Origin of the sequence: Cohnella herbarum, assembly GCF_012849095.1 — a bacterium.
GTDB lineage: Bacteria > Bacillota > Bacilli > Paenibacillales > Paenibacillaceae > Cohnella > Cohnella herbarum.
In genome coordinates this window covers 6751272-6772580 of the sequence record NZ_CP051680.1, presented here as the reverse complement: position 1 = coordinate 6772580, position 21309 = coordinate 6751272, and the positions used below count along the sequence as shown (strand labels likewise).

Below are 21309 nucleotides of genomic sequence, written 5' to 3'. Positions count from 1 at the left end.
CCGCGACGGAATTACTCGATTATTTCGAGTAATTCTCGGCGAAATGCGTCACTGCGGCGGAATTGCTCGATTATTTCAAGTAATTCTCGGCGTAAGGCGTCACTGCGGCGGAATTGCTCGATTATTTCAAGTAATTCTCGGCGAATTGCGTCACGCCGCCCCCGGCGCTAAACCACCTCAAACACGCCCGCCGCTCCCATGCCGCCGCCAATGCACATCGTGACCACGCCGTACCCTCCGCCCAATCGAAGTAACTCGTGCAGCAAAGTAACCGTCAGTTTGGCTCCGGTACATCCCAAGGGATGACCGAGAGCTATGGCTCCTCCGTTGACGTTAACCAACTCGTGATCGATCTCCAACCTGTCGATGACCGGAATGCATTGCGCGGCAAAAGCTTCGTTTATTTCCCAAAGGGAAACCTGCTCCTTCGCTAGATTGGCTTGCTTAAGCACCTTGGGTACGGCTTCGACCGGACCAAGTCCCATAATCTCCGGCTGGATTCCCGCTACGCTGTATGCCCTGAAGATCGCCATCGGTTGAATGCCTAGACTTTCCGCCTTTTCCCGGCTCATGACGACGACCGCCGCGGCGCCATCGCTATAGGGAGATGAATTACCCGCGGTTACGGTTCCGTTGACGGCGAACGATGGCTTAAGAGCGGCTAGTTTCTCTACCGTCGTATCCGGTCGCACGCACTCATCGCTCGCCAAGGTATAATGCTTAGTCTCTAATTGACCGTCCGAAGCAGCTTGGGTCGACGACGTAAGAATAGGGAGCAGCTCATCTTGAAACCGGCCGGTTGCCGCGGCTTGAGCCGCTTTGCGATGACTATCCGAGGCGAACTCATCCTGCTGCTCCCTCGTGATGCCGCAACGCCTAGCAACAAGTTCCGCCGTATGCCCCATGCCCATATAGGCGGAGGGCATCGCGTCATAGAGTCCCGGGTGGGGAGAAAGTTTGAAGCCGGTCATCGGAATCCGGCTCATGCTTTCCACGCCTCCCGCGATGACCGTATCGACGATACCGCTCTGGATAGCCGCCGCCGCCTGGGCAATCGCCTGTAATCCCGAGGCGCAGAAACGGTTCACGGTTACCGCGGGAACATGAACGGGAAACCCGGCATGCAACGCGATCAGCCGCGCAACGTTCAGCCCTTGCTCCCCTTCCGGCATCGCGCAGCCGAGAATGACATCGTCGATGTCGGCCGGCCGCAACCCCGGCACTCGTCGCACCGCTTCGCGAAGCACCGCCGCGCCTAAATCTTCCGGGCGGGTCTGAGCGAAGCCACCTTTCTTCCCCCGGCCAACCGCCGTGCGTACCGCCGAGACGATGACGGCTTCTCTGGCTATCATGGCTCTCGCTCTCCTTCTTGAATATGCTGCGGCCCGCTATAGTCGGTTTTTCCGACTATGGGAGGGCCATTGGTGGGTTCCGGCCTGTTATAGTCGCATTTTGCGACAATGGGCGGGCCATGGTTGGTTAGTTGAAGCGGCAGCTTAATTGCGGAGAGGTTTGCCGGTGGCGAGCATTTGGCGCATGCGTGCTTGGGTGAGCGGTTCTCCGCATAAGCTCAAGAAAGCTTCGCGCTCGAGATCGAGCAAATGCTGTTCGCGCACGACAGTTCCCGCGGGAACGTCTCCTCCGCTAAGCACCCCGGCGAGCTTCCCGGCGATTCGGACGTCATGGTCCGAAACGTAGCCGCCGCGGCGCATCGCCGACACCGCGAGCTTCAGCACGGTCGCCGCCTCTCTTCCGCCGACGGCTACTCGCCGATCTGCTTCGGGAACGGCGTAGCCGCGCCGATCGAGCTCCAACACCGCGCTCTTCGCCTCGGCGATTCGCGATTCCTCACGAACAATGACCGCATCGTTCGCCCTCCAATATCCAAGCCGCCTGGCATGATGCCCGCTTTCCGATACTTTCGCCATCGCGATCGTCTCGAACAACTGGGATAGCGGAGAAGTCACATCGTCCGTTCCCGCCGCTTCCGCGCGTTCCTGCGCCATCACCGCCGAAGCCAAACACCCTCCGCCCGCAGGGATTAATCCGACTCCCGTCTCCACGAGACCGAAATACGTTTCCGCCGAGAAAAGAATCCGATCGGCGGGCAAACAAGCTTCCACCCCTCCGCCTAACGTCATCCTGTGCGGAGCCGCAACGACCGGACGCGGCATGACCCGCAGCGTCTTCATGCTCATCTGGAACTCGCGAATAATAAGGTCAATTTCCTCCCATTCCCCGTTTTCCGCTTCCATCAACAGCAGCATGAGATTCGCGCCAACGCAGAAATTTCTCCCTTCGTTAGCGAGCACGAGCCCCCGCCAATTGCTGGCCACCTCTTCGGAAGCCTGGCGAATGGCCGCCAATACTCCGGGTCCGATCGCATTGTGCGGAGAATGAAACTCCAAGCACGCGACATCGTCCCCGAGATCGATCAAGCTAGCCCCGTCCGCCGTAAAAATCTTCTTGCCGCGATCGCGAAGCACGCTTAAAGACAGTTCTTCCTTGTTCTCTTCCACATACTTGTAGTGGCCTTTGGAGTAATGAAATAAGCTTCCCGTTTTTTTAATGTAGAAAGTGGAAGCTTCCTTCGCGAGCATCGAGGCTACCGGAGCCGGTACGGCGATTCCCCTTGCCTCGAGCCGGGCTGCCGTTTCTCCGACGCCGAGAGCATCCCAGGTTTCGAACGGACCTTCCTCCCAGTTAAAACCCCATCTCATCGCTTGATCGATTTCATAGGCGGTATCCGCGATTTCTCCTAGCTTTTCAGCCGAATAACATAAGGTAGCTTCCATAACGTCGCGGGCGAAGGCCGCTAACCTGTCATGCTCCGCGGCTTCCAACAAAGCTTGAAGCTTTCCCGACGTTCCTCTGGCCAGCTTCGCCGCTTCCAAGGCGGGCGATGACACTTTGCTTCGCGACCCGTAGGTCATCGTGACCGGATCCAGCACTTGAATGCGATCTTTTCCCTTCTCGGCGTTGTTTTTGCGATAGAAGCCTCCTCCGCTTTTTTCCCCGATCCAGCCTTTCGATACTAACACTTCTACGATTTCCGGAGCAGCAAAGGCCGCCGCTTCCAATGGATCCGTGACGTTCTCTCTCACATTGCGGCATACGTGCAGGAACGTATCCAACCCGACCATATCCAACGTACGAAAAGTCGCGCTCTTAGGCCGTCCGAGCAAAGGACCTGTAACGGCGTCGACCTCCTCTACCGTCAGTCCGTGCTTTTCCATCGCCTTCAACGTCGCAAGCATCGCATAAGTCCCGATTCTGTTCGCTATAAAATTCGGAGTGTCCTTCGCCATCACGACGCCTTTGCCTAATCTTTCTTGGCAAAACCTCGCAACCTCGGCGACCGCATGAGGGTCCGTCTCTCGGCAAGGGACGATTTCGAGCAGCTTCATGTACCGCGGCGGATTGAAAAAATGAGTTACCATCGCATTCCGTCGGCAAGCCTCGCCGCAAACCGATGTCACTTCGTTGATCGACAATCCGGAAGTGTTGCTGCTGACGATCATCCCAGGTCTCCAAGCCGAGTCGATCAGCGACCATACGCTATGCTTGACGTCCATTTTCTCGGAGACGGCCTCAATGACCCAGTCGCATTCCGATAACAATGCCGCATCCCGATCCAGATCTCCCGCCCGAATCCGGGTAATGAACGAAGGATCGTATAACGGCGAGGGCTTCGTTTCTTTCAACCGAGCGATTCCCTTAGCCGCCAGTCCTTCCAGATCCAACAGCAGGCATGGAATACCGACATTCGCCAAGTGAGCGGCGATGGCCGATCCCATCACCCCCGCTCCGATAACCGCCGCTTTCCGTACATTCCACAAACGTCCTCACCCCTCTCGAGTGTTTTTTTCCGCCGGTCCAAGAACGGACATCGCCAGAATCTCCGCCACATCCAACGCGCCGACCCGCTCCTCGACTCCATGCTTGCGCAAGCCTTCCTCCATCATCGTCAAACAATAAGGGCATGCCGACCCGATTAATTCCGCTCCCGTTGCCAACGCTTGTGCCGTCCTAACCACGTTCACCCGGCGGCCCGGCTCCTCCATCCACATGCGGCCCCCGCCTGCTCCGCAACAAAGCCCTTGCTTGCCCGAGCGCTCCATCTCCTTCGTCGCTAACTCGGGGATCGCTGCCAAGATCGAACGTGGAGCATCGACGATCCCGTTATAGCGAGCCAAATAACAAGAATCGTGCATCGTCATCGTTCGGAATACGGGATACCGGGGCGCAAGAAGGCCATCCGCGATAAGTTCCGCCAATAACTCCGTATGATGCCTGACGTCCGCTTCGAAGCCGAAATCCTTGTACTCGTTGCGAAAAAGGTGAAACGTGTGCGGACAAGTCGTAACGATTTTTTTGATCCCATAGCGCTGGAAGGTGGCGATGTTCGAGCGGCAAAGCTCCTGGAACAGGAACTCGTCGCCCAGTCGCCGCGGCGTATCTCCGGAATTGCGCTCCTCCGTTCCAAGAACCGCGAAAGAAATGCCCGCTTCGCGAAGCAATCGGGCAAAAGCGAACGTCACCCGGCGAGCTCGCGAATCATAAGCCCCCATACTGCCTACCCACCAAAGCCATTCAGGCTGCGGATTGTCCCGCAACGTCGGGATCGACCAGCCCTCCTTGGCGGCGAACTCCTCCATCCATGCCGCCCGATCTTGGCGCGGGAATCCCCAGGGATTGCTTTGACGATCGATATTTTGCAACGTCCGTCTTGCTTCCGTAGGCATCTTCCCTTCCGTCAATACCAGGTAACGACGCATTTCCATCAGAGGGGCTAATTGCATATTCCCGACCGGACAACGCTCCTCGCAATGCCTGCATGTCGTGCATGCCCATAACTCCTGCTCCGTGATCACTTCCCCAATAAGAGCGGCCGGCTGGGAGTTAGCGTTTTTCACCCACCCTTCCGATTGCCACGCCATCGTCCCCGAGATATCCATCCGATCCGAGTCGCCTTTTCCTATCTCGTCTGTCGGGCGAAACGCCTTTCCTTTACTTTGCAAAGTATCGCGAAGCTTCGTCATCAGATGCATCGGAGACAATCCCTTATCGGTGTTCGCCGCCGGACAAACGTCCGTGCACCTCCCGCACTCGACGCACGCGAACAAATCAAGCCTCATTTTCCGAGTCAAATCCTCAACGGCGTTCATCCCGAATTTCTCCGCGGTTTCGTCTTCGAGGTCTAATTTGGTCATCGTCGGAGTGCCGGTCTCTCGCAATAACCAGTTCACGGGAGCCGTAAAAATATGAAAATGCTTAGACAGCGGCACGTAAACGAGAAAACCAAGCAAGAGTAGCAAATGAACCCACCATGAGATTTCGTAACCCGTTTCCGCCCAAACCGCGGGAGCTCCCCCAAACATTTGCTCCATTCCGGATGCCAGCGCGGACGAGATCGGGGCTAAATTTTTGGCGGGAATATGCTCCCTCAGCCGATCAAAGGCCAGCGTAAACACGACGGACAGCATTAAACCCGCGATCCAAATCAGCACGAGCAGCGGCTTCCACCCTTTGGGCAGCCTGGCGAGCTTCTCCCCATACCTCCTAAAAGCACCGTAAGCAACCGCGATCAGTACCAACGCGACCGTTACTTCCTGCATCATCGAAAAAACGCCATTGTCCGCCCAAGCGAACGACTTGCCTGAAACCCCTTTCCACAAAATCTCCAAGGCGCCCAACTGAAGAATAAGGAATCCGTAAAACAAGACGAGATGCATCCAACCGCTGCGACGGTCCTGAAGAAGACGGCGATGCCCGAAAACCTGACCGCCTGCCCGAACGGCGCGCCGCCATTCCAGTCTCATCCCCCCATCCGGCGCGCCGCCTAGAATAAGCTTGATTTTGCCCACGACGATCCAACTGAAAATACCGATTCCGCACAAGGTGACGGCTGCAACTAGCCAACCATTCATCGAGCTGCCCACCTCGCTCCCCTTTGCTTGCGCCCCCGGAGCGATCGCGTTCTTCTGAACCTCCCTCAAGGGTCATACGATGAAACAGAGACCAATCAATCGACTTGATACTTGTAAATTTATTCCTTAGCCCGCCCTTCATATGCTCACATCGGCAAAAAAGGACACGTTCAAGGGGAACTAGCGCCCTACGCAAGGGTTCAAAATTCAACTTATCAGCACCATTCTGCGAATACGTTTACAAGGAGGATGCCATGAATATCGCGGTATTGATCAAATCCGTTATTGCCACGGATGAACCGATCATCGTGCGTAACGGCAAAATCGACGAGGATGGGGTCAAAAAAGTAATCAACCCCTACGACGAATACGGTTTGGAGGAGGCTCTGCGAATCAAAGAAGACGACGGGAGTTCGGTAACCGTCATTTCCGCCGGGGACGAGAAAACCGTTGAAGCGTTGCGGACGGCTCTAGCTATGGGCGCCGACGAAGCCTGGTGGATTCGTACGGAGGGGGCCGGGGACGAACACGTACTTTCGCTGGCGCTTGCGGAAACCGTTCGTCGGGGTGGGTTCGACCTCGTATTCGCGGGACATCTATCCATCGACAACGGCGCGGGCCAAGTTGCCATTCGTGTTGCCGAGTTGCTTGGGTGGCCGCATGCCGGCGCTATTGTCGCTTGCCGAGTGGATCGTAATGGAGAAGACAATGCTCGGAAAATAGGGCAAGGCTATACGCTCCATGTTACCCGGGATGCTGAAGGCGATAGCGAGAATTGGGAGTTGCCTCTACCGGCCTTGCTCACCGCGCAGCAAGGCTTGAACGAGCCGCGGTACCCGGCGCTTGCCGGCATCATGAAAGCCAAACGCAAACCTTTGACCGAGCTGAGCTTTGACGAGCTTCTTGCGGAAAGTGAGGCTAGGACCCTTGCCGCGCGAGGTGTGGGGGGAGGAACAGCGGGACGAGTGGGCGATGCAGATGGAGTAGGTTCGGGGCAGATGGGTTACTCGGAGCGAGTAAGTTCGGAGCGGATTGGCGAGCCGGAGATAGAAAAAGCGAGCCGTGCGAGAGATGGAGAGCCGGAGGTTGCATTGGACGGGGCTGCTGTAGCAGGGCCTCGCACCGAGCGGCTCGGTTGCGAAGCACCACCTCCGCGGCCTGCTGGCCGAAAGCTCGACGGGACGGTCGGCGAGCAAGCGGCGGAGTTGATCGCCCTGCTGCGCAACGAAGCGCGAATATTGAAGGCGAGGTGAGCGAATCCATGAGCCAACACATTGTTGTCGCGGAATGCCGCGACGGCCAACTGCGGCGAGTATCGCTGGAGGCGATTGCCGCAGCCCGGGGCTGCATGAAGGACGGCGACAGGCTGGCCGCCGTCCTGCTTCGCGCGGGCGACGGCGAGGCCGATGCCGTCGCGGAAGCGCTGGCGCAGCACGGCACGGATGAGGTGATCGTCGTCGATCACCCCATCCTGGGCCGTTATGCGCCGGAAGTGCACCTCGCCGCCCTGCTGGAGGCGGCGAGAGCACTGGCGCCCGAGGCGCGGTGGTGGCTCGGCCACACCGCGATCGGGCGCGATCTTGCCCCGCGGCTGGCCGCACGCCTCGGCGCGGGGCAAGTGTCCGATGCGCTTGCCGCCGCCCGGGGCGCGGACGGACGCATCGTGTTTACGCGTGCGCTGCACGCGGGCAAAGCGCTCGAGCGGCGCGCTTTGCTCGTCGACGCGCCTTCCGTCGTGACGGTGCGTCCGAACAACTTCGCCCCCGCCGTCGCTGACAGCGGAGCCACAGCCGCTCCCATCCGCAGCGTGCCGTTCACCCCTCCTCAGTCGCGCATCTTCGTGCGCGATATCGTGAGGCGGGCTTCCGGCGCGGTCGACCTGGCGGAGGCGCGAATTATCGTCGCCGGCGGCCGCGGCGTGAAGAGCAGCGCCGGCTTCAAGCCGCTCGCGGAGCTCGCGGCGTTGCTCGGCGGTGCGGTCGGCGCTTCGCGCGGTGCCTGCGATGCCGGTTATTGCGACTATGCCCTCCAGATCGGGCAAACCGGCAAAACCGTCACGCCAGACCTCTACATTGCCTGCGGCATCAGCGGCGCCGTCCAGCATCTCGCGGGCATGAGCCGCTCCCGCGTCATCGTCGCCATCAACAAAGACCCCGACGCTCCCATCTTCAGCGTAGCCGACTATGGTATCGTCGGGGATCTATTCGAGGTCATCCCCGCACTAATCAAGGAGTTAGCCGCCACCGATTAAGGTGGCGGTTACAACGCCTTTTCACGCTATCCCATCTGCTCAGGTGACCAACACATTCTCTCTTACGATATCCCCTTCGCTCAGGAGTCGACTGGAACCCCTCTTTCACGCTATCCCTTCCGCTCAGGCAACCAACACAATCTCTCTCTTACGATATCCCCTTGACTCAGGAGTTGGATGGAATCCTCTTTCACGCTATCCCATTCGCTCAGGCAACCAACACAATCTCTCTCTTACGATATCCCCTTGACTCAGGAGTTGGATGGAATCCTCCTTCACGCTATCCCATTCGCTCAGGCAACCAACACAATCTCTCTCTTAAGTCATCCCCTTCGCTCAGGAGTTGGTTGGGAGTCACATTTTCACAAAATATAGCTATCTCAGGAAACCTTACTTTCCTGAACCAGAGGGATAATGTCGAAAGCAACTCCGAGCGACCACTGCTCTGGCGACAAAATCACTTTCCTGAGTCAAAGGGATAGCGTCGAAAACAACTCCGAACGACCAATGCTCTCGCGGCAACCTCAATTTCCTGAGCCTAGGGGATAGCGTAGAAAGCAACCCCCAATGACCACTATTCTCACGACAAACTCACTTTCCTGAACCAAGGGGATAGCGTCAAAAACAACTCCGAACGACCACTGCTTTCCCCCACAAACTCACTTCCTAAGCCAAAGGAATAGCGTCGAAAGCAACTCCCAATGACCACCACTGCTCTCACGGTAAACTCGTATTCCTGAGCCTAAGGGATAACGCGAACGCGAAAAGAGACGTGCCGCTTAGCCGATGAACCGGCTTGTGACACGTCTCTCTCGTGATTGGGGAAACTTAGAGTTGTTCGTTGGACAAGAGGACGGCTTCCGCTTTCAGGAGCCACTTGCCGTTTACTTTCTCTGCATCGTTAAGAATGATGGCGCGGTTTTGCGATTTGGTTCCGCCTGTTTCTACTTCGTTAAGCGTGGACACTAGCAGCTTGGCTTTGTCCGATCCGTTGTATTCGACGATGGCCCATTTCTCCGCGGTTATGTTCATCGTTGTCGACTTGAATAAGTCGGTAAGGGTCGTCTTTAATGTTTCTTTTTCGGCAAAATCGACCAATGTGGCTACGTAAGCATCAACGTTTTGTTCGTTGGCGGCTTTGATTTGGTCATCGAATATTTTGCGAATCGACGTATTCTCGGTTTCCGGAATCGTTGCCTTTTGTTCGAAAAGCCCCGGGATATTCGTATATTGCTGAGCTAACACTTCGATACTGTAAATTTTCCACGAACCGGCTTTATCTTTGTGCAAGGTATAACGGGTTTGGGATTTGTTATCGGGAAAAAACCCTCCGCTAACTTTAGACGTATCTTCGACGAGAACAACAACCACCGACGTATCGCTGTAGGATTGAATCGCCAGCTTTTCGATTTTCGTCTTGGTCTTCGTCGTTTTCCAACCTTCCGAAACGCTTGCGATGTCCATGACGGTGTCTTCCGCCATCAGATCTTTAAGACCCTGGGCATCGCCGGCCGCCTCGATGAGGAGCATTTTGTTAAACACTTCGTAAACGGCCGCTTTCTCCTGAGCGGAAGGGCCTGAATACGAAAGGGTGATCGATTTCGCCTTGTTGTCCCATTCTACGTCATGGTTCGTTAATGCCCCTGCGAAACGGAGCCCGACCAACGTCTTTCCGTTCTGTTCGATAACCTCTCCCGTGCTTGGAAGCGTTAATCCGTTCACGAACGCGACATCGCCGCCGACGGAAAACTGAAGCTCCATTTCCTCCGCTTCCGCATAAATGGTACGAAGGGATTGATCGAATTCCGTCTCATAGCCTAGTTGCTTTAGTAATGCCTTGTATTCAACGAATGTCTTCCCTTTCGTGACAACCAGATCCGCACCGAAATCCACGACTTTGTCTTCAAGAATCACTTTTACCGATTGCGATTTAACCGCGGTGGATGCAGATGCCGTTCCTGCCAAGGAAAACGCTAGAACCGCGGAAGATAAAGTAATTAGCATTCGCTTCAAATTAACGCACCAACCTTTATTAGTATGTAGTCCTGCTTCATTCATTCAACTCTATTCTATTTTAACGGGTGAATACAAGTTTGATAGACGCATTTACAGAATATTGACCCAAAATCTACTTACAAGTTACCCGATCAACTGTTGTAAATCCTGTAACGTAGGTTTCTGGAATAATACCTTTACCTGGCCGTCTCCCCATACGAGATCCTTGATTTTCAGCAGCTTCGGAAGATCGTCCCCGATCGGAATCAGTCGATCCGAGAACATCGAATTCGGTAGCGTAATTCCTTTCATCGTCGCTTTTTCAACCGTGGCCACGACATTGGGATTGTCCCAACGGAGCAAGTAAGTCACTTGTATTCCAGCGGATACCTGATTCTTCCAAATGATGTTCAGATCGGCGATAAGCTGATCTCCCTCCAGCGTAAAGTCCGCTCCCGTCACCAACACGTCCTTCTCGACTTGCGGATTGTCCGCCAGCGACTTTATCGCGAGATTGCTTATATCCTCCCCCGTCAAAATCATTTCGGGCGACACCCTGCGAATCATGTCAAGAGCCCGATCCTTAAGCGGCACAGCCTCATACGATAAATCCAGATTCCGATCGGGCTTTACGTAATAGAGCGCGCCCACCCCAGCGAACGCCGCAAGAAATACGAGCACGAACAGAGTTATAAATAATTTTTTCATCGTAATCCCCTTTACTATTCGCGGAACTGCCAAATCTGCGATTGACTTCGGTCATAGAGAAGCGTATAACAGAAATTACATTCGATGACGGGAACACGTTATCTGTACCCTTCGATCTCCAGAGAGTCGGCGATTTGCTGAAAGCCGATGGTTGAAGCTCAGATCAATATCCTCCCCGAGAAGCGACGCCGAAAATCTATCGTAGGCGTTGACGTTCGCCCTCGTTACGGGACGTCGTATACACACTATACGATACGCGAGCGCCAAACGTTGCATCCGGCAGGATGTGAGTTCGGAACGAGGGTGGTACCACGGATAACGATCCGTCCCTTTTACGGGGGCGGTTTTTTTTATACCTAAATAACGGAAAGGATGATCCCGAATGACCAGACCCAAGCATGAAAACTACGTATCTCTAGCCGATATCTTAAACGCTCATCTCGTACTTCAAGACGTAGTGAATCCGACGCCGTTGCAGCATAATCGCGCGCTTTCCGCTAAATTCGGTTGCAACGTTTATTTGAAAAGGGAAGATTTGCAAGTCGTGCGTTCCTTCAAAATACGAGGAGCCTATCACCTCATCGCTTCGCTATCCGAAGAAGAACGAAGCCAGGGCGTCATCTGCGCAAGCGCCGGCAATCACGCCCAAGGCGTCGCCTTCTCCTGCCAAAAGCTGAATATTCCCGGGATCATCTATATGCCGGCCACGACGCCAAGGCAGAAAATCAACCAAGTCCGGCTATTCGGCGGGGACAAGGTTGACATCCGCCTAATCGGAGATACGTTCGACGATGCATACGCGGAGGCGATTCGTGTAAGCCAGCAGCAAGGGCTGCCGTTTGTTCATCCTTTCGACGATGCCCGCATCATCGCGGGTAACGCGACCGTTGGCAAAGAAATCATCGAGGGAGGCTCCCCTTCCATCGATCTCTTATTCGTGACGATCGGCGGAGGCGGACTCGCCGCGGGCGTATCCAGCTATATTAAAGCGATCAGCCCGACGACGCGAATCGTCGGAGTCGAGCCGGAAGGAGCCCCTTCCATGCAGCGCGCTTTGGAGGCGTACGAAGTCGTCACACTGACGGACATCGACAAATTCGTGGACGGGGCGGCCGTTAAACGGGTTGGAGAGCTAACTTATGCGATGTGCCGCGACCTGTTGGACGACGTCGTCATCGTTCCGGAAGGACGCGTCTGCACGACGATTCTAGAGCTGTACAACGAGCACGCGATCGTAGCCGAGCCCGCGGGGGCGTTAACGGTTGCTGCCCTCTCGGCCATGGATCCAGAAGCTTTGCGCGGAAAAAACGTCGTCTGCATCATTAGCGGCGGCAACAACGATATCGACCGGATGCAGGAAATCAAGGAACGCTCGTTGATCTACGAGGGATTAAAGCATTATTTTATGATCAACTTTCCACAACGGGCTGGAGCGCTTAGGGAATTCCTGGATGACGTGCTCGGGCCGAACGACGATATCGTGCAATTCGAATACACGAAGAAGCATAACAAAGAGAACGGTCCGGCACTCGTCGGAATCGAGTTGAAGAGCCCGGAGGATTACGAAGGACTCGTCGGCAGAATGAACGACAAAGGGTTCCAGTTTATCGAACTCAACAAAGATCCGATCCTGTTTAATTTGCTCATCTAGTTGATTAAACGAAATCGTCAAATCCAGAATCGAGGGGTTCTGGGTTCCTTCGAGCGTTTCTTCGTGCGTTTATCCCCATTTTACACTTAGGAGCTACAATAATTGGGAAACCTAAGATGATGACTAACAGGGATAAGCGAGGTGGCAAAAGATGAAACGAAGGAAAATCTTCATCCTGTACGCACGCTTTGGAGAAGGTCACTGGCAAGCGGCTTCCGCTCTGCAGGTTAGCTTTGCCCAGCAAGGTAATACGGAAGTTAAGCTCATCGATCTACTCGCTGAATCCCATCCCGTCCTTAACGAAGTCAGCCGCTACGTATATAACAAGAGCTACCAAGTACTCCCCCAAGTGTACGGATGGGTATACGAAGCGACTAAAGGAATGAAATCCGATTCCTTGTTCGCCTCCTGGTTGCATTCCTTCGGTACCGTAACCTTACAAAAGCTAGTGGAGCAAGAGCAGCCGGATGCCATCATCCATACGTTCCCCATTCTAGTCCTTCCATACGTAAGCCAGCGCATGGGTCGCAAAATTCCGATGTTTAACGTCGTGACGGATTTTGACTTGCATTTCAGATGGGTACATCCGGATGTGGATAAATATTATGTCGCGACGGAAGATATAAGGAAGCAGCTTTGCGACCTGGGCGTCGACTCTCATCGCGTAGCCGCAACGGGCATCCCGATTCGCCCGGATTTCTTGGCGGGATCGGGAACCGCCGCCCATTACGGCTTATCTCCTCATAAACCTATCGTGCTCATGATAGCCGCAGCCAACGCGAGCGGGTCGGAAACCGCCGAGCTTTGCCGTAAACTAGCTCTCCGCCGCGAAACGCAAGTAGCGGTCGTATGCGGGCGCCGGCAAAAATTAAAGGACTCTCTAACCGACTTATTCAAAGCGAATCGGGACATTACGGTGCTCGGGTATGTCGACCGGATCGATGAATTGATGGGGATATCCGCTTGCATAATAACGAAACCCGGAGGTTTAACTTTGTCCGAAGCGATTTCCGCCGAGCTGCCTATCGTCCTCTATCGCCCCGTCCCGGGGCAAGAACGCAACAACGCCCGATATTTGCAAAATAAAGGCGCGGCCGTCATTTGTCATTCCGTCGAACAGTTGTTAAGCGCCGTTACCGAGCTATTTTCTGAGCCCGGACGCCAATTGGAGATGAAACTCGCGCTGCGATCTTTAAGCAAAAAAGGAGCAGCCGATCGGATCGCCTTGGATATTGTCCGTCAATTGCATATAATGGAAGAGGCCTCCTCGACTTCGATTATGGTACGGATATGATTCATGGGCTAAGGCAAAGGTTAATGTCTATCCCGACCTCTTAAATTCGTTTCTCATTGAAGCTTCGTTAAAGGAGAGCTGATCGTGAGCAAAGCTTTCACGAAATTTTTTTTCCAATCGGACATGCTGCTTTATTTGACGATCCTCTTCTTAGTTGAATTCGTGCGGGGCGCGGCCCTGATCAGCTTCCTGCCGATCTATGGAGATAAAGCTCTCGGTCTCGACCTTGACGTCATCGGCGCCGCAATCACGGCCCACTACATTACGGATACGGGACTTAAGCTGGCTATCGGCTATCTACTAGACCGTCTGTCGATCCGCACGGTCGTGAGCATCGGATTATTATTCTCGTTGATCGGAATAGCCGCGCTTCAGTTCGCAGATATCCCTTGGGTATTCATTACGGCCGCGGCCATCTATGGCATTGGGATTTCTCCGATCTGGATCGTCTGCTTAACAAGGGTAAAAGAAGATCAGCGCGCGACGCAAATGGGTTTCTTGTACACCGTCTGGCTTGTCGGCTTAGGCAGCGGACCGGTCGTCACGAATCTATTGCTGGATTTCAACCTGGAGATCACTTATTGGGTAATGACGGGAGTCGCTCTAGCCGCCTGGGTCATGTCCCTGTTTATTAAGGGAAGCCGCAGCGTCCATATCGACATCGTCCCGTTCCGAGAACAGCTGGCCATACTCGGAAGCCGGCTTAAGGACATGAAGCTGCTGCTGCCCGGCATGGTCCTGCAGACGCTTGGCGCGGGCATGCTGCTTCCGATCTTGCCTAGCTTTGCCGTGAACAGCTTGGGCATGTCGGCAACCCACTACTCCATCCTGCTTATTATCGGCGGAGGCTGCACCGTAGTCGGGCTTATCCCGATGGGAAAGCTATCCGACACGTTCGGCAAAAAATGGTTCCTCATCGTCGGATTCTTGGCTTTCGGAATCATTCTGATCGCTCTCACCCAGAAGCCTCCGCTCGCTCTCGCTTTGTTCTGGGCTTTCGTGCTAGGGGTCTCTTACGCCGCCGTACTGCCGGCTTGGAACGCTTTGCTCGCAACCTTCGTCCCTCCGGGACAGCAGGGCCTCGGTTGGGGCGTTTTCTCGACCGTGGAAGGGATAGGCGGGATCGTCGGTCCGCTCATCGGAGGTTTCATCGCGACGCGATACCACGAAGCCTCCGTCGTAGGGTTGGCCGGCATCATGTTTATGATCATTAGCTTGTTTTACGTCTTCTTTCCTTTCCGTCTCTTTAAGGGCGGCGAAGAACTGCCTCCCGTAAACGGGATGAAATAAACGAATATTCGCCGACAAGATTTTGGAGTCGGTTGGGTTGAATGGAGTTCGAGCGATGTACAGTGCGCACTTGTTATGGTCGTCCGCATGGAGCTTTCACGAATGGATCTCTTATGCGAAAGACATCAATCTGGAGGAGATCAAGAGTCTCCTCCAACGCTACTCTCAGTTCGGGCCTCTTCCCGGCATCCTGCTTCCGTTCCTCGAAGCCTTACTGCCCATTCTTCCTCTTGTCGTATTCGTCGTTGCGAATGCCGCCGCATACGGCATGTGGTGGGGTTTCCTGTTCTCGTGGATCGGAGTGGCTTCGGGCTCCTTCTTGGTATTCATGCTAGCCCGGCGTTTCGGATACCGATATGGAGACCGCATTCGCCGGAGATTTCCGAAGTCGAAAAAGTTTTTCGATTACATCGAACGCAAGGGTTTCACACCGATATTTTTATTGGCTTGTTTTCCTTTCTCGCCTTCCGTTATCGTCAATATCGCTTCAGGCTTATCGAAAATTCCTTTACATACTTTCTTTATCGCTATGGCGCTTGGCAAGGGCGTAATGATCTTCACGCTCTCCTTCCTGGGACATGATCTGCAAGCGATGGCCGACCAGCCTTGGCGCATTGTCATGGCCATTGCCTTCCTCATCTTAATGTGGCTAGGCGGCCGTAAGTTGGAAGCCCGGTATCACTAAGCCGACTCCCGAGCACTTATTGCCAAGCATAACGCTCCTCCTCCAGTGGCACCCTAAAGTGCACGGAATAAAAAGGAGGAATGGTGGTCATGTCGGGAAAGAACCCTTCCGCCAACCAGAAAGCGGCCAGCAAAGCTCAATCGGAAGCAGACCAAACCGGGGCGGGCAAGGACAGAGCGCGCCAGCTTCAATCGGATGCCGATAGAGCGGCCGTTCCGAAACACGGATTGTGAGGGAGCGAACAAGATGAGCGACTCTAACAGCATGGACCCGATGTCCGGAGAAAAAGTCGAAGTTGATGGCGTCTACGAGAACGAGGCGGGACAAGCGCAGAAGCTCAAGCGCGGAGATGCGTTCCCCTCCGATCTGATTCTAGGCGAAACGGAGTGGAAGCTGACCGAGTTCAGTTTCGACAACCATCACGAGGGCCGAACGGATCCGCGGCTTGTCCCGAAAGAGGACGACGTGGACAAGATGGGCAAGATCGATCATCCCCGTCGCCAGATGGACCGCGGAAAGAAATAGCGGTTTGGCGAAAGTTCGGACTGCGAGATTAAATTCAGCGTCGATATGCACGAAAGGCCGAACGGGGTTAACTCCGTTCGGCCTTTTATTCGTTGACGGTGTCACCGTGCATTACGTTAAATTCTAAAACGATAACCGGCGCCCCAAATCGTCTCGATGTATTGGGGCTTGGACGGGTTCGCCTCGATCTTCTCGCGAAGCTTGCTGATATGTACCGTTACCGTGGCGATTTCGCCCATGGCTTCCATGCCCCATATCTGATCGAACAGTTGCTCTTTGCTGAATACCCTATTGGGATTCATGGCCAGACAGCACAACAAATCGAATTCCTTGGTCGTAAACGTCACTTCCTTCTCGTTCACGAATACGCGACGAGCCGTCTTGTCTATCGACAACCCGTGAATGTGGATTTCATCGTTGCGGGTTTCCTTCCGGCCGCTGAGTCTTTCATAGCGCGACAGATGGGCTTTCACCCGGGCGACGAGCTCTCCCGGACTGAAGGGCTTGATGATATAATCATCCGCGCCAAGACCTAGACCTCGAATCTTGTCGATATCTTCTTTCTTCGCGGACACCATAATAATCGGGATATCCTTCTCGTTGCGTATTCTCCGGCAGATTTCGAAGCCGTCGATCTTCGGCAGCATGAGATCGAGAATAATCAGATCGTAATCCGATCTGAGCGCGCGTTGCAGCCCTTTCTCCCCGCAATTCTCGATATCCACGGAAAATCCGCTGATCTCCAAATAATCCCGCTCCAGCTCCGCTATAATTTGCTCGTCTTCAATGATCAAGATCTTTGTGCCCATGTTCCGCTGTCCCCCTCTCGTCCCTGCTCCGCAGCGGCAACGCCACATAAACCGTTGTGCCCATGCCAAGCTCGCTTTCGGCCCAGATCAGACCGCCATGCTCTTCAACGATCTGCCTAGCGATAGACAGTCCAAGCCCGCTCCCGCCGGTGGATGAATTACGGGATGGATCCGCCCGGTAAAACCGATCGAATATATGAGGGAGCACCTCTTGGGCGATTCCCTGACCGTTATCGCTCACGCCGATGACGGCCCTCCCCTCTTCCATGTGGACGTTCAGCCCTACTCTTCCGTCCGGTTTATCCATGTATTTCATCGCGTTTTCCAATATATTCATGAGCACGCGCTTTAACTTCTCGCGATCGGCCATAATGAGCGCCGAATTCCCCGGCAAGATGTTCAGTTGCAGCTTGATGCCCCTTTTCTCCATATCCAAATGTATTTCGAGCGCGCAATCTTGCAAATAAGCGCCTAAATCCACCGGTTCGAATTGAAAGGTGAGTTTGCCCATTTCCAGCTTGGAGATGAGGAACAGCTCATCGATCATCCGATCCATATCCACCGCTTTGGCATAAATAATCTTGACGTACCGGTCAAGCTTATCGGGCGAGTCCGTCACTCCGTCAATGATTCCTTCCACGTAGCCCTTAATCGCGGTAACCGGCGTTTTCAAATCGTGCGAGATGTTCGAGACCAATTCTTTGCGGTTTTCCTCGTAGCGCAGTTGCAGTTCGACCGATTCCTTGAGCTTCTTGCGCATTTCTTCAAATGCAACGCTAAGCTTCCCGATCTCGTCCTTGGAACGCGGTTTGACCTCATGATTCAGATTGCCTTCTTTAATTTCTTCCGTCGCTCTCTGCAAGGCTTTCAAGGGACGAATGATGCTGCGCGACATCAAATAAGTCAGCACCCCGTTGGTAAGAGCCAAAATAACCAGAACGATAGCCGCCAACCAGATAAAAGCTTCCATGATTTCTTTGGAAATCGGGAAGTCGTCCGCGACGACGAAAATAGAGCCTTCGCGCCCGTCCGGCAGCAGAAAGTCCTCATGACGCGCAATCCTATGTTTTTTGCGGAATTCTCCCTCCTCCTCGGATACCGTCCCGAAAGCGGGCAACTGCCCGAGGAGATCCGACGAGAGTAAACTAGGCGCAGCATATTGAATATCCTGATTCACTCGTATAATCAGATTCATGTTCATTTGTCTTAATCGCTCTTCGAAATTCTCGGCTACGTCCTTCCGAAGGAATTGCTCCGGCTCGCGAATGCTCGTCAGCTTGATCTCCGCATACAGGCTCGCTTCCTGTTCTACCATTTTCATAAACGGACTGCCGTGACTTGCGTAGAAATAAAAAATCACGGCGAAGGCTATGATAGACAGCACGAACGGCACGACCAACATAGCCAAGTAGGATAGGACGAGCTTCACGCGAATGGACAAGATTAAAGCTCCTTTTTATCGAACAAATAATAACCCGCTGTAAAAAACAGTATACTGCACGCTACCAAAAACATAAATACGGCCCCTACCTGATTCGACGCCATCGGGGTGCCTATCCAGAGCATGTGCCAATCCAAATAGGCCGTCGGGGAATAGGTCGACACCTGAGGGAAGAAGAACGAGCTTACCTTCACCCCGATATATAACAATACGCTGACGGTTAGCGCGCTGCTGCCGCTCGAGAAAAACTGCGCGATAAACACCGCCGCAATGCTTAGCGCCGCAAGCGGAACGAATGCCGAACCGTAAGCGAGCAACCAATCTCCAATGGAGTAGACCGAAACGCGGCCACTTAAGAATAGGGCAGAACCTACCGAACCGAGCATCCCGAGGAATAAATATACGGCTATGGACAGGCTAAGGGAAATTTGTTTGGATACGAAAACTTTGAAGCGAGAGATCGGCCTCGTCAGTAAAATCTTAAGCGTTCGGTCGCCGAGCTCTCCCGAGAACTGGTCCGCCGCGCCCATGAAGATGAAGAGCGGCAGGAATATCCCGGTGAACAGCCCGAGCATGACGATCGGAAAATCGCCCGAGGAAACGGCGCTGATGCCTAAACCGCTTTGAACGTTGGCAAATAGCAGGGCGGCTCCGATCGGGATCAGCAAAGTCATGGCCATGAAAAACCAAGTTTTCTTCTTCAAAGCGATCTTCAAAGTTTCATTCCAGACGTTCGCGTACAAGTTATGCATGGTTCACCGCTCTCCTTTCTTCTTTCACCTCGTGGATGAACAGCTCCTCTAACGTAGGAAAGCGTCCGTCCAGCAGCTCGGTCTTCAGTCCTTCGCGAATAAGCTTGCCGCCGTACAATATTCCGATTCGGTTGCACATGAGCTCCATATCGTGAATGAGATGGCTGGATAGGAAGAAGGTCGTTCGCTCCTCGCGAGCCAGCAGCAGGATCACCTCGCGAATCTGAACCATCCCTTCGATGTCGAGCCCATTCGTCGGTTCATCGAGGATCAGCAGCTCAGGGCGCGATAGAATGGCCGCCGCCAAACCCAACCGCTGCTTCATGCCCAGCGAATAGTGTCCTACCTTCTCCCGCTGGTAGCCGCTTAACCCGACGAGTTCGAGCACTTCGTCCACTCGACTGCCCGGAAGCTCCGGATACAGCCTTGCGGCTAGCTCCAGGTTCTTTCTTCCGCTCATGTACTCGTAGGCTTCCGCCGTTTCGATCAATACGCCGACCTTGGCCATCGCCTGCTCGTAATGCGTCGTCACCTCATGGCCGAATAATCGAACCTTGCCCTTATTCGCTTTGCTTAAGCCGGCCATAATCTTCATCACGGTCGTTTTACCGGCTCCGTTAGGTCCGAAGAATCCGTAGATATCCCCCTTACGTACCGTAAGGCTTATATCGTGAATTCCCCTTTGATTGCGGAAGGTTTTCGTTAATCCTTCTATCTCGACGATCGTTTCCATCTTATTGGTCTCCTCGCATGGCGCAAGAGGAAGAGCGACTCCGATCTTTCAGTCTTGGTCGCTCCCCGCTCTTAGCGCGGTCTGATGGTCTGACTATGAACGGTGCCACCGCTGGAACGTTTTTTCATCCGACAGCTTCACGTTCTCCACTTGCTTGCCGGTTAAATCAACCGTATCCGGCGTAGTGGAGTTAAAATCGGACGATTCCATGCCGAGCTTTACGACCACTGAATGCGGAGTGCCTTGGTTGTCCTTGCCGCTAATCCGAATTTCGGCGGCATGGCTCGTAATCAGGTTGTCGGCATTCACGTCCGCACCCAAGTTAACCGCATCGATTTTAATCTCATCGGTCAGCTTCGGAAGGCTGTCATGAACGGTTTGCAAATTCAATCCGAAGATATCCGCCGCCTTCCCCTGGGCCTTATCGCCGTGATCGCGGCCTCCTTCTCTAATGATCAGCGAACCTACGGCGTTCACCACGGCGGGAATTTGGCTACCCTCGAGATGCAACGAAATCTCCTTTGCAGATCCCTCTTCGTCCAAGGTCACATAGTTCTTCAAATTGCCCACCAACGCATCGATGACGTTCTCCGCTTCCCGGGCGAAAGCCGGATCTTGCAGTTCATCCGGATGTCCGCTTTCGTGGCGCATTTCCTCTCCCGCGTCGTTCTCCAGTACTTTGTACACGTCGGAATTCCCGGACTTGATAATTTGCTTGCCGCCCTGATTAAAGTATTGAATGCTTTGCTTCGTCTCTCCGCTCTGAAGAGTCGCATCGGCGCTTCCCGTCTTATCGTCTTTGCCCGTCTTTATCGTCGTATTCACTTGCAACAGCACCTTGCCGTTATCCTCCACGGTCAAGTTCATCTTATTGGTGGAGTTCTGTACGGTGACGGCCGTATTCTTGATGGCCGATTTGTAAGTATCGTAGCCGGGGGTCCCTCCGATTCCCGCGTATACGGACGACATCAGCAGCACGCTGCCCGCTACCGCTCCCGCTCCGATCATCGCCAACTTCTTGTTCATTCTCTTTTCCTCCTTGGGGGTTCTATCAGATATTTGGAATTTCCTCTCGGCTTCCATATCTTCATCTTAGCCACCGGTTCTAAACTCCCCCTAAAACGGTTGTAAAGCGAATCTAAAAAATTCTAAAATTTTTATAAAGTGAACTACGGATAATCCACTACGTATACTTACATTTCCCCTTAGCGGATTGGATACTGGGAAATCACATGAGGAACGGCT

At 54.0% G+C, this 21309-nt stretch carries 18 protein-coding genes and 1 other annotated feature; of the genes, 8 read left to right on the top strand and 10 right to left on the bottom strand.

Features of this window, described 5'->3' with window-relative positions:
- Positions 1 to 167 precede the first annotated feature (167 nt).
- From HH215_RS28675 to HH215_RS28665, 3 genes are all read right to left on the bottom strand, one after another.
- Positions 168 to 1352, bottom strand: a complete 1185-nt coding sequence (locus HH215_RS28675; RefSeq protein ID WP_169283001.1) for a thiolase family protein — start codon at positions 1350 to 1352, stop codon at positions 168 to 170.
- A 144-nt stretch (positions 1353 to 1496) separates the two neighbouring features.
- Positions 1497 to 3839 carry a 3-hydroxyacyl-CoA dehydrogenase/enoyl-CoA hydratase family protein gene (locus tag HH215_RS28670; RefSeq protein ID WP_256376643.1) on the bottom strand — a complete coding sequence of 781 codons (2343 nt, stop codon included), beginning with the start codon at positions 3837 to 3839 and terminating at the stop codon, positions 1497 to 1499.
- Positions 3840 to 3845: 6 nt separating this feature from the next.
- Positions 3846 to 5930: a (Fe-S)-binding protein gene (locus HH215_RS28665; protein ID WP_169283000.1), complete on the bottom strand. Its 2085-nt coding sequence runs from the start codon at positions 5928 to 5930 to the stop codon at positions 3846 to 3848.
- Positions 5931 to 6184: 254 nt separating this feature from the next.
- Between HH215_RS28665 and HH215_RS28660 the strand changes: the two genes are divergently transcribed.
- Both HH215_RS28660 and HH215_RS28655 read left to right on the top strand, forming a co-directional pair.
- Positions 6185 to 7183, top strand: a complete 999-nt coding sequence (locus HH215_RS28660; protein ID WP_169282999.1) for an electron transfer flavoprotein subunit beta/FixA family protein — start codon at positions 6185 to 6187, stop codon at positions 7181 to 7183.
- 8 nt (positions 7184 to 7191) lie between these two features.
- The gene (locus HH215_RS28655; RefSeq protein WP_169282998.1) at positions 7192 to 8181 is read left to right on the top strand and encodes an electron transfer flavoprotein subunit alpha/FixB family protein; all 990 of its coding nucleotides are present in this window, start codon (positions 7192 to 7194) and stop codon (positions 8179 to 8181) included.
- An 828-nt stretch (positions 8182 to 9009) separates the two neighbouring features.
- Here HH215_RS28655 and HH215_RS28650 read toward each other — a convergent pair.
- Positions 9010 to 10185 carry a copper amine oxidase N-terminal domain-containing protein gene (locus HH215_RS28650; protein WP_254450614.1) on the bottom strand — a complete coding sequence of 392 codons (1176 nt, stop codon included), beginning with the start codon at positions 10183 to 10185 and terminating at the stop codon, positions 9010 to 9012.
- A gap of 135 nt (positions 10186 to 10320) precedes the next feature.
- Complete coding sequence (locus tag HH215_RS28645) at positions 10321 to 10884, bottom strand: hypothetical protein (protein ID WP_169282996.1); 564 nt, start codon at positions 10882 to 10884, stop codon at positions 10321 to 10323.
- Positions 10885 to 10959: 75 nt separating this feature from the next.
- Positions 10960 to 11218: a binding site (T-box leader), on the top strand.
- A 48-nt stretch (positions 11219 to 11266) separates the two neighbouring features.
- On the opposite strand from HH215_RS28645, the gene ilvA reads away from it, so the two are divergent.
- The 6 genes from ilvA to HH215_RS28615 all read left to right on the top strand — a co-directional run bounded on the left by ilvA (position 11267) and on the right by HH215_RS28615 (position 16329).
- Positions 11267 to 12535 (top strand): threonine ammonia-lyase IlvA, encoded by a 1269-nt coding sequence (ilvA, locus tag HH215_RS28640; protein WP_169282995.1) that lies wholly within the window; start codon positions 11267 to 11269, stop codon positions 12533 to 12535.
- Between the two features lie 151 nt (positions 12536 to 12686).
- Complete coding sequence (locus HH215_RS28635) at positions 12687 to 13829, top strand: MGDG synthase family glycosyltransferase (protein ID WP_169282994.1); 1143 nt, start codon at positions 12687 to 12689, stop codon at positions 13827 to 13829.
- 84 nt (positions 13830 to 13913) lie between these two features.
- On the top strand, positions 13914 to 15119 hold the full coding sequence (locus HH215_RS28630; RefSeq protein WP_254450257.1) for an MFS transporter: 1206 nt from the start codon (positions 13914 to 13916) through the stop codon (positions 15117 to 15119).
- Positions 15120 to 15174: 55 nt separating this feature from the next.
- Positions 15175 to 15804, top strand: coding sequence for a TVP38/TMEM64 family protein (locus HH215_RS28625; protein ID WP_169282993.1), 630 nt, complete (start codon positions 15175 to 15177; stop codon positions 15802 to 15804).
- A gap of 89 nt (positions 15805 to 15893) precedes the next feature.
- Positions 15894 to 16037 carry a hypothetical protein gene (locus tag HH215_RS28620; RefSeq protein WP_169282992.1) on the top strand — a complete coding sequence of 48 codons (144 nt, stop codon included), beginning with the start codon at positions 15894 to 15896 and terminating at the stop codon, positions 16035 to 16037.
- A gap of 13 nt (positions 16038 to 16050) precedes the next feature.
- The gene (locus HH215_RS28615) at positions 16051 to 16329 is read left to right on the top strand and encodes a transposase (RefSeq protein WP_169282991.1); all 279 of its coding nucleotides are present in this window, start codon (positions 16051 to 16053) and stop codon (positions 16327 to 16329) included.
- A gap of 116 nt (positions 16330 to 16445) precedes the next feature.
- Here HH215_RS28615 and HH215_RS28610 read toward each other — a convergent pair whose 3' ends face one another.
- The 5 genes from HH215_RS28610 to HH215_RS28590 form a co-directional block, all read right to left on the bottom strand.
- Complete coding sequence (locus HH215_RS28610) at positions 16446 to 17138, bottom strand: response regulator transcription factor (protein ID WP_169282990.1); 693 nt, start codon at positions 17136 to 17138, stop codon at positions 16446 to 16448.
- Complete coding sequence (locus HH215_RS28605; RefSeq protein WP_169282989.1) at positions 17113 to 18579, bottom strand: sensor histidine kinase; 1467 nt, start codon at positions 18577 to 18579, stop codon at positions 17113 to 17115. The genes HH215_RS28610 and HH215_RS28605 overlap by 26 nt, the downstream gene beginning before the upstream one ends.
- Before the next feature lie 2 nt (positions 18580 to 18581).
- The gene (locus HH215_RS28600; protein WP_169282988.1) at positions 18582 to 19331 is read right to left on the bottom strand and encodes an ABC transporter permease; all 750 of its coding nucleotides are present in this window, start codon (positions 19329 to 19331) and stop codon (positions 18582 to 18584) included.
- A complete protein-coding gene (locus tag HH215_RS28595) occupies positions 19324 to 20064 on the bottom strand; it encodes an ABC transporter ATP-binding protein (protein WP_169282987.1) in 741 nt (246 codons plus the stop codon). Before HH215_RS28595 ends, HH215_RS28600 begins: the two co-directional genes overlap by 8 nt.
- A 93-nt stretch (positions 20065 to 20157) precedes the next feature.
- Positions 20158 to 21090, bottom strand: a complete 933-nt coding sequence (locus HH215_RS28590; protein WP_169282986.1) for a hypothetical protein — start codon at positions 21088 to 21090, stop codon at positions 20158 to 20160.
- Positions 21091 to 21309 lie beyond the last annotated feature (219 nt).

Coding starts and splice junctions, on each gene's coding strand:
- HH215_RS28675 (WP_169283001.1), bottom strand. CDS start 1,352: ATGATAGCCAGAGAAGCCGTCATCGTCTCGGCGGTACGCACGGCGGTT.
- HH215_RS28665 (WP_169283000.1), bottom strand. CDS start 5,930: ATGAATGGTTGGCTAGTTGCAGCCGTCACCTTGTGCGGAATCGGTATT.
- HH215_RS28660 (WP_169282999.1), top strand. CDS start 6,185: ATGAATATCGCGGTATTGATCAAATCCGTTATTGCCACGGATGAACCG.
- HH215_RS28655 (WP_169282998.1), top strand. CDS start 7,192: ATGAGCCAACACATTGTTGTCGCGGAATGCCGCGACGGCCAACTGCGG.
- HH215_RS28650 (WP_254450614.1), bottom strand. CDS start 10,185: ATGCTAATTACTTTATCTTCCGCGGTTCTAGCGTTTTCCTTGGCAGGA.
- HH215_RS28645 (WP_169282996.1), bottom strand. CDS start 10,884: ATGAAAAAATTATTTATAACTCTGTTCGTGCTCGTATTTCTTGCGGCG.
- ilvA (WP_169282995.1), top strand. CDS start 11,267: ATGACCAGACCCAAGCATGAAAACTACGTATCTCTAGCCGATATCTTA.
- HH215_RS28635 (WP_169282994.1), top strand. CDS start 12,687: ATGAAACGAAGGAAAATCTTCATCCTGTACGCACGCTTTGGAGAAGGT.
- HH215_RS28625 (WP_169282993.1), top strand. CDS start 15,175: ATGTACAGTGCGCACTTGTTATGGTCGTCCGCATGGAGCTTTCACGAA.
- HH215_RS28620 (WP_169282992.1), top strand. CDS start 15,894: ATGTCGGGAAAGAACCCTTCCGCCAACCAGAAAGCGGCCAGCAAAGCT.
- HH215_RS28615 (WP_169282991.1), top strand. CDS start 16,051: ATGAGCGACTCTAACAGCATGGACCCGATGTCCGGAGAAAAAGTCGAA.
- HH215_RS28610 (WP_169282990.1), bottom strand. CDS start 17,138: ATGGGCACAAAGATCTTGATCATTGAAGACGAGCAAATTATAGCGGAG.
- HH215_RS28600 (WP_169282988.1), bottom strand. CDS start 19,331: ATGCATAACTTGTACGCGAACGTCTGGAATGAAACTTTGAAGATCGCT.
- HH215_RS28595 (WP_169282987.1), bottom strand. CDS start 20,064: ATGGAAACGATCGTCGAGATAGAAGGATTAACGAAAACCTTCCGCAAT.
- HH215_RS28590 (WP_169282986.1), bottom strand. CDS start 21,090: ATGAACAAGAAGTTGGCGATGATCGGAGCGGGAGCGGTAGCGGGCAGC.